The sequence below is a fragment of the Christiangramia oceanisediminis genome (genome assembly GCF_022570735.2).
GTDB lineage: Bacteria > Bacteroidota > Bacteroidia > Flavobacteriales > Flavobacteriaceae > Christiangramia > Christiangramia oceanisediminis.
Window position 1 is genome coordinate 562,929 of sequence record NZ_JANCNS010000002.1, and the last position, 12,932, is coordinate 575,860.

A 12,932-nucleotide genomic window follows, 5' to 3' on the forward strand; every position below is an offset into this window, starting at 1 on the left:
AAAACTATGAAAACAATATTATTCAGTCTTCCCGGAAACGAAAAACTCACAGAACTAATGGCTACAAAAATGGATGCTGAAGTGGGCAAAGCCACTTTGCGTAAATTCCCTGATGGGGAATCCTATACACGTATCTTATCTGATGTTAAAGACAAATGTGTTGTACTGGTATGCACCTTGCACGAACCAGACGAAAAACTATTGCCCCTTTATTTTTTAAGTCATACTGCCAAATCATTAGGGGCAATGTGCACCTGTTTGGTAGCGCCCTATTTGGCATATATGAGGCAGGACAAAGTATTTAATGAAGGCGAAGGGGTAACTTCTGGTTTCTTTGGAAAATTGATTTCAGGTTTTGCCGATAGCATTACCACGGTTGACCCTCACTTGCACAGAATTAGTTCGTTGGGAGAAGTGTATCAAATTCCAAATAAAGTGATTCACGCTGCCGATGCCATTTCAGAATGGATAAAAGAAAACATCGAAAACCCAGTACTTATCGGTCCCGATTCTGAAAGTGAACAATGGGTTTCAGAAGTCGCCAAAAATGCAGGAGCACCATTTACAGTATTACAAAAGGTGCGTCACGGTGACCGTGATGTAGAAGTCTCTGTTCCCGATGTGGATATCTATAAAGATGCTACACCCATTTTGGTAGATGATATTATTTCCACAGCCCGAACAATGATTGAAACCGTACAACATCTTAAAAAGGCAGGAATGAAACCACCTATTTGCGTCGGTATTCACGCCGTTTTTTCAGGAAATGCCTATCAAGATTTATTGGATTCCGGAGTGGAAAAAATAGTGACGTGCAATACCATCCCACATTCTTCAAATGGAATAGATTTGAGTGATATTATGGCGAAAGAGGTAAAAAAATTAATGCATCACATATGAGAAAACAAGGCTTCATAGTACTAATCACTTTATTCAGTATCACAATGACTGGACAAACTGAAATGCTTATTGGGCAGATTTCGGGTAGAGTTGTTGTTCGAGAAAATTTTGATGAAGAAGGCTCTTTTCTAAACAAACAAACTTTTGAAGCTGGTGAAACAATAAAGAAAAATGGATACTATGAAATTGAGGTGGTTACGGAATTGTTTGATCGTGACAAAAAATCGACCGATAAATACACCACAACCTATCGCTGTAAACCTGATGAAGCGAGTATAAGGGTAATGGCTTTTCCTTTTTCAAACCCAAAATCAAAGGAGACCGAAATTAATACCACCTCTAAAAAATTTAAAGACCTCTACGATTTGGACAATCTTGAAGATATAGAATTGGAAATGACTTTTGATTCAGGACTGCTGGATTTTTTTGGTTCAAAAAGCATCATAAAGATTTACGACCGAACATTGAAGGACAACAAAACCAACATTAATTCAAAAATAAATATTAAGGCTTATGCTTGGGGCATTCGCATTAAGCAACTCAACTATACCGTTAACGAAAAATTAAACGGGAATGGTTTATTGACCTTTCAGAAATTTACAGAAGAAGATAATAGTTATTTTACAATGACTTATAAATAAAATAAAAATGAACAATTACGACACCCTTTCAGAAGCAATAAACGATTTACAGCGAAAAGGTTATACATACGATTTTAACCTAAAACCAGAATGTTTGGAGTGTGCCTCACTAAAAATTGAAATACACCCAGAAGATTTTAATGTTGACGAGATGCATCGTTTTGAAGGTATGAGCAGTACCGATGATAACAGTGTGCTTTATGCTATTTCATCAAAAAATGGGATTAAAGGACTTTTGGTAGATGCCTATGGCGTCTATGCCGAAAACATTTCGGAAGCTATGAGAAAAAAATTACGATAACACTTAAACAAGACAATAATGGAAAATCACGAACACCACAATCACGATGAAATGGACCATTCTAAAATGGACCATTCGAAGATGAAACACAAAAAAGAAGACCATTCTAAAATGAACCACAAAGGTGGGGACCATTCGGGTCACAATCCGGGTCACGGTCAAATGGGTCACGACCATCATAAAATGATGATTGCAGACTTTAGAAAACGGTTTTGGGTAACACTCGTGCTTACCATCCCTATATTGTTCTTCTCACCAATGATTCAGGAATTTTTTGGTTATGAATTTCTGTTACCAGGTAACCCTTTTATCCTTTTTGCACTTTCCACTGTAGTTTATTTTTATGGGGGCTGGCCTTTTCTAAAAGGCTTTTTCTCTGAAATTAAAAAAGGTGCACCAGGAATGATGACCTTGATTTCTATGGCAATTTCCGTAGCTTATTTTTATAGTACAGCTACTGTATTTGGCTTAAGAGGTGAAGACTTTTTCTGGGAACTATCAACACTTATAGCCATAATGTTGCTTGGTCATTGGATAGAAATGAAAAGTGTGTTAGGTGCATCAAAAGCCTTGCAGTTACTGGTAAGTATGATGCCTGCGGAAGCGCACAGGGTAAAAGGTGACACCATAGAAGACATTCCTTTGGAAGATTTACTAAAAGATGATGTGATTTTGGTAAAACCAGGTGAAAAAGTTCCCGCTGATGGGATTATAGTAGACGGTTCAAGTTACCTAAATGAATCTATGCTTACAGGCGAATCCAAACCTGTAAAAAAAGATGAAAACGATAAGGTTATTGGTGGTTCTGTAAATGGCAATAGCACCTTAAAAGTAAAAGTTGAACATACTGGAAAAGACAGCTATCTAAACAAGGTCATTAAGATGGTCGAGGAAGCGCAAAAAACCAAATCGAAGATGCAAAACCTATCAGATAGGGCTGCAAAATGGCTAACCTATATCGCTTTGGCTATTGGTTTTGGAACATTAGCAGTATGGCTGATTTTAGGCTTTCCATTTGTCTATGCTTTAGAAAGAATGGTTACTGTTATGGTAATTGCTTGTCCACACGCATTAGGGCTTGCCATTCCGCTTGTGGTTGCTATTTCTACCGCTGTATCTGCTCAAAATGGATTGCTTATCCGAAATAGAACAGCTTTTGAAGAGTCCAGAAAAATTTCAGCTTTGCTTTTTGATAAAACAGGAACACTAACCAAGGGTGATTTTGGTGTCACTCGAATTGAGTCTGTTAACGAGACTTATTCAACAGAGGAAATTTTAAGACTTTCAAGTGCATTGGAACAAAGCTCAGAACACCCTATTGCAGTTGGTATTATCAAAAAAGTAAAAGAAGATAATATTACTATCCCTAGCCCAGAAAACTTCAATGCTATTACTGGTAAAGGTGTAGAGGCAAATGTGGAAGGCAAACAAGTTAAGGTAGTAAGTCCAGGCTATCTAAGAGATGAGAAAATTACTATTCCTGAAGATGCTTACAGCGATGCAGCGGAAACTGTAGTGTTTGTTTTAATTGATGGAAAATTGGCCGGTTACATCGCCCTTGCTGATGAAATAAGACCAGAATCTGCCGAGGCAATCAAAATATTTAAAACGAATAACATTAAAGTTCTAATGGCAACTGGGGATAATGAAAAAACCGCTAAAGCTGTGAGTGAAAAACTTGGATTGGATGGTTACTACGCCGAGGTATTGCCACATCAAAAAGTTGAAATTGTAGAAGAGTTACAGAACAAAGGTGATTTTGTAGCTATGACGGGTGATGGTGTAAATGATGCGCCCGCGCTCGCAAAAGCCGATGTAGGAATTGCAGTAGGCTCAGGTACAGATGTAGCAGCTGAAACTGCCGATATTATTCTGGTCAACAGTAATCCACAAGATATTGCCAACCTAATTTTATTTGGAAAAGCGACCTACAATAAAATGATTCAGAATTTGATTTGGGCTACGGGATACAATGTCGTGGCTATTCCTTTAGCAGCTGGTGTATTATATTCTTCAGGCTTTGTTTTAGGTCCTGCGGTTGGTGCGGTATTTATGAGTTTGAGTACAATTATAGTGGCTATTAATGCGCAGTTATTGAAGCGAAAAATCGGTAAAAAATAAATGGATAGAAAAGAAAAACTCAACAGGATATCTTTAATCCTGTTGAGTTTATTTGTAGTGATGTTGGGTTATGGTATTTTATTGCCAACCCTTCCCTACTATACCGAAAGATTAGCTTTAAAAGACAATCTCGACACCGATTTAATCAACTTCCATATTGGGGTGCTTACCAGCATTTATCCACTATTTCAATTAATTTTTGTTGTCGTTTGGGGAAAGTTATCTGACAGATATGGTCGTAAGCCCGTCATTATTATTGGTTTGATTGGCTTTGTAATAATGCAATTGCTAACTGGGCTTGCAACATCACTAACGATGCTATATATCGCTCGGATTTTTGGCGGCATATTTACTTCATCAGTTATTCCTGTAAGCAACGCATATTTAAGTGATATTACTTCAGAAAAACGCAGAACGAAGATAATGGCCTGGTCTGGTGTAGCCATTAGTTCAGGGGTTATTTTTGGACCCGTTATCGGTGGCTTTCTTTCGCAATCAGACCTTCATTTTGAGTATGCAATTGGTCAACTACATTTAGGTAGATTTTCCACGCCGTTTCTATTTGCTGCATTATTAGGTTTTATTGTTTTAGTCATTGTTGTAAAATGGTTAAAAAATTCAGTTCGCATCCATAAATTTACAACTCAAAAATTCAGTTTTCACTTCTCGTTCAGCCAATATTTCCTTATTCTATTGGCCTTGTCATTTGTTATCCAATTTGTAGTGACCTTGTTTGAAACTGTTTTTTCAATCTACGGTAAAGACGAATTAGGGTTTAACAGCAATCAGGTTGGTATTGGTTTTATGCTGTGTGGTTCAATAATGGCTGTTTTGCAGCCTGTATTTGCCAGTTATGGGGAAAAGATTCTATCTGTGAAAAAGCAAATTGGCATTGGGTTATTCATTTCAGGAATTTCATTAATTGTCTTTCCTTTTTTCAAAAATGAATTTGTTGTGTACGGTTTAATTGTGGTGTTTGCTGCTGGTGGTGCTATGGTCACGCCAAATCTGTTGTCCGCTGTTTCATTAATCTCACAAGAAAATACGGGTAGAAATATTTCTATTCAAAGCTCAACCAATAGCATAGGCCAGATTTTGGGCCCGGTTATAGGAACTTGGTTAGTGGTGGGAGGGTTTTATTATCCATTTATTATTGCTGGTATTATTATTTTGGTTGCTATTGGATTATTATATTTTTTTAACAGTGTCCGGCAAAGAGATACAGATTTGGATTTATAACCTAATTTATTCCAATAGATCTGTCCTCTTTTGAATTTATCTTAAATACCACGGTCCCCTAGAACATTGTTATCTGTGAATCAGGCGGTTTGGTAGTAAGGTGGTCCCATCTCTAGGTTGGATTTTCCAAAAAAACTAAATCATTCGGTACAGGCATAGCATCGAAATAATATTGGACCAGACCCAGATTTTTTTATTTTTTGCACTATCAACATTAGTAGGCGCACAATCGGCCTGCACAATATTTGTATTTTAAAGGTATTTGAGCTGTTCCTATGAAAAATATTTCAGCGGGAAATTCTGCTTGATAAAAAAAATCAACTGATTCTATAATAAATTCTTGTTTTACAAGGTTTTAAATCTTAACTGTATGGCAAATTTAAAGATTATTTTGAGAAAAAACATGAAAAAGAAAGAAGGAAGAATACCTCTGGCCTTAAGAATTAGCCAAAATTATAAAACGAATTATGTCTGGCGAGAACAATCTGTTTTTGAAAAAGATTGGGATGACGTTTCTGGTAAGATAAAAAGACTCATCCGGATTTTAAGAAGTTAAATAACTTTTTGATGAAAAGGAAGTTTGAAGTCAATGATAATTATTTCAATTCCAAGAAAAAATTATTCCGAAGCAAATAAAACAAAAATTAAAAGGGCAGATGGTTCTAAATCATTCTTTGCCAATGCCACCGAACATATTCAGAATAAATATGACCCCAGAGTTATTCAGTTGCTAAAGCGCTATAATATATAATATTTAAGAATTTATTGACTAGTCCTGAATAAAGCTAGGATTATAATTGATTACTATCGCCCAGATAAGAAATTAAATAACGGATATTTATTCCCTTTTTTACGGGAAGTAGATCAAACCCAAGCTGAACGAATTTATACAAGGACAAAGAGCACCACTAAACTTCTCAATAAATATTTAAAAAGAATAGCTAAACTCTGTGGCATTGATAAAACATTATCGAATCATATAGCCCGTCATAGTTTTGGAAATATTGCAGGTGATAGAATTCACCCTTTAATGCTGAAAAAATTATATAGACATAGTGATTTAAAAACCACTTTAAATTATCAGGCAAATTTTATCCATAGGGATGCTGATGAAGCTTTGGATAGTGTTATCAATTTTTGATTTGGTAATTTGAAATTTATTATTCCTTCTCCATAGAATCTATAATTCATTTCTTATAAAATGTCACTTTTTTGTTAAATAAACTTAATTGTGAAAGTTTTTCCCATAAAAACATAAGAAATTGATTTCATCGATTTTTAATTTTGCTATTCCTTAGAAGCAAGCTCACTTTAATTAACCTTTAGCTAAAATATATTTATCTCTCTCAATTCAATCGATGTTGAGAATTATAACAAATACTACAATTTTTTAATTAATTTAAATAAATAGAGGTGTAAAAAAATCAACCTAACCAATTAACCAAACCATTAATATTATGAGATCTATCATTAAGTTGGGAATTGCTCCCTTATTAGTTTTACTATTAGCTTCCTGTGTGGATAAAAAAGAAACCCAATCTGTCGAAGTAAACACGCCTCAGGAAGTGAAAAAAAATGAAGAAAAAACCGCAGATGTTGCCGATCAGGATTTTATAGATGGTATGACGGGGAAGATCTGGCATAACTATCTTGAAATCAAAATGGCACTTACCAATGATGACTCCGGCCAGGCAAAGGATGCAGCGAAAAGTATGGTCGATTCTTTCTCAGAAGATCGTGCAGAATTAAAATCAATTGCTGCGCAGTTGGGAGACACTGACGATATTGAGGAGCAGAGAAGGTTATTTTCAAAGTTTACAGAATTGGCTGGGCCTATGTTTGAGGAAGCCCTATCCGGTGGGACCATTTACAAGAAATTCTGTCCTATGGCTTTTAATAATGATGGTGCATACTGGTATGCTGATGTAGAGGAGATTAAAAATCCATATTTCGGTGATAAAATGCTGAATTGTGGTTCCGTAAGAAAAACTATAGAAAAGTAAAATTTCCCAATAAACCTTAAAAACCCAATTAGATGAATTCAGAAAATAACAATAACCACAAGTCTGGTGGAAGCAATTATGGTCGGTTTTTCCTAATGCTTGGTCTGTCCTTTTTAGCTATGTATATCACGATGTACATGAATACATATGAGTTTGACCATGTATATTTTAGTTTAACCCGCTTTTATATGACCTGTTTGGGAATTGCAGCTATGGCAGTGATCATGTTATCTCTTATGCTGAAAATGTATAAAAACAAAAAAAAGAACATCGCTATTTATATTGGTAGCCTGGTGTTATTTATTTCGGCCTTAGGTCTTGTAAGAGCACAACGACCTATCATTGGGGATGTTTTATATATGAAGGCTATGATCCCCCACCATTCCATTGCGATATTAACCAGTAAAAGGGCAGATATTAAAGATCCTGAAACCAAAAAACTAGCCGAGGAGATCATTGAAGCACAGAAACGCGAAATTGCCCAAATGAAGAAGATCATTTATCGACTGAAAAACGAGGAGAATTAATCTGAATATTTTACAGCTCTTACATTAAGGAAGGAAATCTCTTGGAGAGAGTGAAGTTAAAAATTAAGAAAATTATATGCGAGAACTGATAAAAATGAATTTGCTAGATCTCTTTCTTATGGGAGTAAGTACAGTTTTTAGTCAACAGGAAAGACGAATACCAGATAGATTTTGGCTGGGTGAATGATCTTCCTGAAGGTTCAAATTTTGAAAATGAAACTATCTGGCAAGTGGGGATGGAATATGTAGTGAGCAAAACAATCCAGGTAATTGGTAGTTATGATAACCGCTTTGGGGCGGGACCGGTTTAGAAATCTGGTTTTAAGATATACAATATGTCAAATTACAAAAAAAACAGTTTAAGTCTGATAGGAGCCATTTCTATGGGTACCAATGTTATGATTGGTGCAGGAATCTTTGCGCTTCTTGGTCAAGTGGCAGAACTTTCTGGTGAGTATTTTCCAATAGCTTTTATTGTGGGTGGAATTATATCAGGATTTAGTGCTTATTCCTATAACAAGATGTCTAATGCGTATCCATCTGCAGGAGGTATCGCCATGTATTTGGAGAAAGCATATGGAAAGGGACTTGTAACTGCTTTTGCAGCTTTACTGATGACGTTCTCTATGATTATTAATGAAAGTCTGGTGGCCAGGACCTTTGGTAGTTATACTTTGCAATTGTTCGATGCGCCAAAAGACAGTTATCTCATTCCCGTTTTAGGAGTAAGCTTACTCATTTTAGCCTTTGTAATTAACATTTCAGGTAATAAAGTAATAGGGAAATCCTCCCTAGCCATGGCGATCCTCAAAACCGGTGGATTATTGATCTTTGCCGGAGGAGCTATATATGCTTCGGGTTTTGTAGTATCAGATTTAGTACCTTCAGGAGATACCGGCGGGGAAAGGGGAGTTATGGAATATCTTGGAGCACTTGCCTTATCGATCCTCGCTTATAAGGGTTTTACGACGATCACCAACAGTGGAGGTGAAATTGTTAATCCGCATAAAAATGTAAGCAGGACCATTGTCATATCTTTATTGATCTGCGGGGTGACCTATTTACTGGTTTCCTGGGGGGTTATTTCCAATTTAAGTATTCCTGAAATAATTGAAGCAAAGGATTATAGTCTTGCGGAAGCATCGAGGCCTTTATTTGGCCAATTTGGTTTATGGTTTACGGTTTCTATAGCCATAATCGCTACGATTTCAGGGGTTATTGCCAGCGTATTCGCGGTGTCAAGAATGACGGCTATGCTTACCGATATGAAGCTAATCCCACATAGCCATTTTGGCATGAAAGGAAGTATTCAAAAGCATATGCTGGTGTATATTATAGTAATTGCTATTGTGCTTACTATCTTTTTCGATCTTTCCAGGATAGCCTCTCTTGGGGCAATTTATTACTTGGTTATGGATATTATTATTCACTGGGGGGTGCTTACCAAAATGAGAGAAGATATAAAGGCGAAAGCTTGGATCGTAATTAGTGCCATAATTCTGGATCTAGTGGTATTAAGTTCTTTTGTTTTTATTAAAATAGAAAGGGATCCTGCACTTATTTGGATAGCATTTGGTTCTATGTTGCTTATATTTCTAGGTGAAAGATGGTTTTTAAATCGAAAACTTCCGGAAAAAGGATTGGCGAATTAGGAGCTGTTAGTTAGTTACGACTTTTTAAATTGTCGAGCTACCTAAAATTTAAGGAGGGCTGTAGCCCTTCTTAAACTGAGATTGTTACGGATGCCATTCAAAATTTTATTATGATGAAAAAAAACGTAAACAGAAGGAATTTTATACAAACTGCAAGCCTGGCAGCAGCAGGTTTCTATGTAATGCCTTTTTTTGCCTCTTGTAAATCTGATACATCCACCCGGCATCCAGAGACGGGGAATAAAATGAATAAGGATTTTATTGCCGATTTAGATATACAACTAACCGCATCACCTTCTCAGACCAACATCTTTCCAGACAAAAGTACCAATACATATTCCTATAAAGCATCTATTATAAAAGGAAGTGAGGATAATTTACAAAATATAGAGGGTAGCTATTTAGGACCTGTTATTCGGGTAAAGAAAGGGGATAAGGTTAGGGTGAGGTATGAAAACCAGATTCCCGCTGAATCTATAGTACACTGGCACGGCCTGCATGTATCTCACGAGAATGATGGCCACCCAGAGCATGTAATAGGTGAAGGCGACACCTATTACTATGAGTTTGAAGTGATGAACAGGGCTGGTACTTATTGGTTTCATCCCCATCCGCATAGGCATACCGGGGAACAGGTTTAACAGGGGCTAGCAGGTTTGTTTATCGTTTCTGATAAAGAAGAAGAAAAATTAAATCTACCCCAGGGTGAATATGACATTCCTGTGGTGATACAGGACAGGACTTTTGATGATAATAAGCAACTCCAATACCTTGGCGATGGTCAGATGGATCGAATGCAGGGTTTTTTAGGTGAGCAAATATTGATCAATGGTAAAATTGATAATACCCTGGACCTGGGCGCAAACGGGAAATATCGGCTAAGACTCTTAAACGGTTCCAATTCCCGCGCCTATAAATTGGCATGGGATCATGGCGAAGCGATAACTGTATTTGGTGTAGATGGAGGTCTGCTGGATGCGCCAAAAAATTTGCCCTATCTAATTTTAGGGCCTGCACAGCGGGTAGATGTTTGGCTGGATTTATCTGCGGAAGCAGAAAATAGCAACTTTAAACTGGTTCATTTACCCATGCCATTGGATAATATAATGGGTGGTGGCATGATGAATGGCGGTATGATGGGAAATAGCAGTAGCGAGCACTTGCCTTATGACACTCAGTTTGATATTCTGGAAATAAAGGTGGGGGCTTCCGCAGAAAATGATGCTCAACTGCCTGGTGAGCTCAGTTCTTTGGATTCATTAGCGGCTACAGATGCCATTAATAAAAGCAATCCCAGAACTTTCACTTTTGCTATGGGCGGAATGATGAAATGGACCATTAATGGGCGTATCTATAACGGCACTGAAGTAGCCGAAGAAGAGACTGTGAAATTAGATACTACCGAAATCTGGCGTATCAATAATGGAAACCAGTTTTCTTCAGATTCTGATGATGACAGTGGAATGATGGGCGGAGGAATGCATGGCAATGGCGGAATGATGGGCGGTGAAGGAGGTATGGGAAATATGATGCAAATGCCACACCCGGTTCATATTCACCAGTTACAATTTAATATTCTTAACCGGAAGACTGAAGAAGTAGACCAGAAACTCTGGGAGCTTACTAAAGACGGTTTTATTAACGAAGGCTGGCAGGACAGTGTTTATCTATTGCCAGGTATGCAAATGGATTTGATCATGCGATTTGAAGATTTTAAAGGATTGTTTCTCTACCATTGCCACAATCTGGAGCATGAGGATATGGGCATGATGAGAAACTTTAAAATAGTTTAGCAAATACCGGAATCGAGGTTATCCTTGAAAGCTTAGTATTATTTAAAACAAAAACTTTTATCAACCATTTAAAACAAATTACAATGAAAACAATTTTAAAAGTAACTTTTTTAGTAGGAACTATTGCGACATTTATAAGTTGTAATGCAACTTTTAATGCCAGCGAAGCGATGGAAACACAGCAAAACAGAAATGCGGTTTATCAGGAAATCATCAGCAATCCGGCTCAATTCAATGAGCTTCTGGATCTGGCTGCCAACAATGAATTGGCAAAGAAAACATTGATGCAGAACCATATGCAAATGATGGAATCAGGGAAAATGGAAGCCATGATGAAGAAGAATCCTGAGATGAAGGGGAAAATGAAAAAAATGATGCAGGAAAAGTTGGAAAAAGATCCCGAAATGAAAGAAATGATGGGGAAAATGATGATGAAGAAAATGAAGGAAAATCCAGAAATGAAAGAAAAAATGATGCATGAGATGATGCATTCCATGGAGAATGATCCTGAATTCAGAAAAAAAATGATGCAGGGAATGATGAAAAAAATGAAAGAAAACCCTGAAATGATGAAGGAAATGATGGAAAAAATGCATGACGATCCTGAAATGATGGAAAAAATGAAACAACATATGAACAAATCCAAAAAAGAAGGGGAGAAGCATAAAGACCATAAACAGAAACCATAATTTTTGAAATTATGATGATGTACTGGTGGATTTTAATAGGAGCTGTTGTTTTGGCCGCGATTTTATTGCCCGTTAGTCGTTGGAAAACAAAGAATGAAAACAACCTCGAAGAGCCTTTGCAAATCCTTAAAAAAAGGTATGCAAAAGGTGAAATAAGTAAAGACGAGTTTGAAGAGCAAAAAAGTATTCTTAAAAAAAACAGATCATGAATTACTATTTTAATAAAACGATAAAAGGAGATTTTGAGCAGGTAATCGAAAAAGTTACCCAGGAACTCGAAAAAGAAGGTTTCGGGGTTTTAACCGAAATCAATGTTACCGAGACTTTAAAGAAGAAACTGGATGTAAATTTTAGGAATTATCGCATTCTGGGGGCTTGTAACGCTCCTTATGCGCATAAAGCATTAAAAGCAGAAGATAAGATTGGTACCATGCTACCATGCAACGTTATTGTTCAGGAAAAGGAAGCCGGGGAGATAGAAGTAGCCGCAGTGAACCCTATAGCTTCTATGCAGGCCGTTGATAATGGAGATTTGGGAGAGATAGCCGAAGAGATTAAGGAGAAACTGGAAAAAGTTATTCATAATCTATAGTTTTTATTGATTAGCCGTTTTTCTATATTAAAAGTGCTTTTATCATCCTGTCCTGATGTTTAGGGAGTTTTAAGGTCGGCAAATTACCCTGATTTATCTTGAAATAAGATTCTGAACCGGGTCCAGAATGAAGTTATTTTTCAATTAAAAATACGTTACATACAAGCAATATTTTAATAAACCTTTAAAAATAAATATCATGAAAAAATTAAGAATTCTAATGTTGGTCTTATTTGTGGGAGCTTTTAATCTTACGATGCTCTCCTGCAGGGAAACTACTGAAGATGACCACGATGATATGGAAATGGAACATGGAGAAATGGAAGATGATGATATGGAAATGGATCATCATGAGTCTATGGACCATGACGATGAACATGAATAATAAGTTTGAGGAAAATGGAGGGATGGTCTTAAGTATTAATTAGTTGAATTTCTTTTTCTCCCTCCTTTTCTTTCATTTTTAGCTTCTGT

The 12,932-nt window shown here is 36.7% G+C and carries 15 protein-coding genes; all 15 read left to right on the plus strand.

From position 1 onward, the window contains the following. Window positions 1–6: 6 nt before the first annotated feature. The 15 genes from MKO06_RS09935 to MKO06_RS10005 all read left to right on the plus strand — a co-directional run bounded on the left by MKO06_RS09935 (window position 7) and on the right by MKO06_RS10005 (window position 12,843). Complete coding sequence (locus MKO06_RS09935) at window positions 7–900, plus strand: ribose-phosphate pyrophosphokinase (protein ID WP_241552016.1); 894 nt, start codon at window positions 7–9, stop codon at window positions 898–900. Next, window positions 897–1,541, plus strand: a complete 645-nt coding sequence (locus tag MKO06_RS09940) for a hypothetical protein (protein WP_241552017.1) — start codon at window positions 897–899, stop codon at window positions 1,539–1,541. Before MKO06_RS09935 ends, MKO06_RS09940 begins: the two co-directional genes overlap by 4 nt. Window positions 1,542–1,548: 7 nt before the next feature. Further along, entirely contained in the window at window positions 1,549–1,842 is a 294-nt protein-coding gene (locus MKO06_RS09945) for a hypothetical protein (RefSeq protein WP_015266947.1), read from the plus strand. Between the two features lie 18 nt (window positions 1,843–1,860). Continuing rightward, window positions 1,861–3,963, plus strand: a complete 2,103-nt coding sequence (locus MKO06_RS09950) for a copper-translocating P-type ATPase (protein ID WP_241552018.1) — start codon at window positions 1,861–1,863, stop codon at window positions 3,961–3,963. Then, window positions 3,964–5,202 carry an MFS transporter gene (locus MKO06_RS09955; protein ID WP_241552019.1) on the plus strand — a complete coding sequence of 413 codons (1,239 nt, stop codon included), beginning with the start codon at window positions 3,964–3,966 and terminating at the stop codon, window positions 5,200–5,202. Window positions 5,203–5,572: 370 nt separating this feature from the next. Then, window positions 5,573–5,758: a hypothetical protein gene (locus tag MKO06_RS09960; RefSeq protein WP_236995810.1), complete on the plus strand. Its 186-nt coding sequence runs from the start codon at window positions 5,573–5,575 to the stop codon at window positions 5,756–5,758. Window positions 5,759–6,659: 901 nt separating this feature from the next. After that, window positions 6,660–7,205 carry a DUF3347 domain-containing protein gene (locus MKO06_RS09965; RefSeq protein WP_241552020.1) on the plus strand — a complete coding sequence of 182 codons (546 nt, stop codon included), beginning with the start codon at window positions 6,660–6,662 and terminating at the stop codon, window positions 7,203–7,205. Window positions 7,206–7,237: 32 nt separating this feature from the next. Then, entirely contained in the window at window positions 7,238–7,732 is a 495-nt protein-coding gene (locus MKO06_RS09970) for a DUF305 domain-containing protein (RefSeq protein ID WP_241552021.1), read from the plus strand. 335 nt (window positions 7,733–8,067) lie between these two features. Further along, complete coding sequence (locus MKO06_RS09975) at window positions 8,068–9,384, plus strand: APC family permease (protein WP_241552022.1); 1,317 nt, start codon at window positions 8,068–8,070, stop codon at window positions 9,382–9,384. A gap of 110 nt (window positions 9,385–9,494) precedes the next feature. Continuing rightward, window positions 9,495–10,025: a multicopper oxidase domain-containing protein gene (locus tag MKO06_RS09980; protein WP_241552023.1), complete on the plus strand. Its 531-nt coding sequence runs from the start codon at window positions 9,495–9,497 to the stop codon at window positions 10,023–10,025. 15 nt (window positions 10,026–10,040) lie between these two features. Beyond that, the gene (locus tag MKO06_RS09985; protein ID WP_241552024.1) at window positions 10,041–11,177 is read left to right on the plus strand and encodes a multicopper oxidase family protein; all 1,137 of its coding nucleotides are present in this window, start codon (window positions 10,041–10,043) and stop codon (window positions 11,175–11,177) included. An 83-nt stretch (window positions 11,178–11,260) separates the two neighbouring features. Continuing rightward, window positions 11,261–11,866, plus strand: coding sequence for a hypothetical protein (locus MKO06_RS09990; protein ID WP_241552025.1), 606 nt, complete (start codon window positions 11,261–11,263; stop codon window positions 11,864–11,866). An 11-nt stretch (window positions 11,867–11,877) separates the two neighbouring features. Then, window positions 11,878–12,075, plus strand: a complete 198-nt coding sequence (locus MKO06_RS09995; protein ID WP_241552026.1) for an SHOCT domain-containing protein — start codon at window positions 11,878–11,880, stop codon at window positions 12,073–12,075. Then, the gene (locus MKO06_RS10000; protein ID WP_241552027.1) at window positions 12,072–12,458 is read left to right on the plus strand and encodes a DUF302 domain-containing protein; all 387 of its coding nucleotides are present in this window, start codon (window positions 12,072–12,074) and stop codon (window positions 12,456–12,458) included. The genes MKO06_RS09995 and MKO06_RS10000 overlap by 4 nt, the downstream gene beginning before the upstream one ends. A gap of 199 nt (window positions 12,459–12,657) precedes the next feature. Then, window positions 12,658–12,843, plus strand: coding sequence for a hypothetical protein (locus MKO06_RS10005; protein WP_241552028.1), 186 nt, complete (start codon window positions 12,658–12,660; stop codon window positions 12,841–12,843). Window positions 12,844–12,932 lie beyond the last annotated feature (89 nt).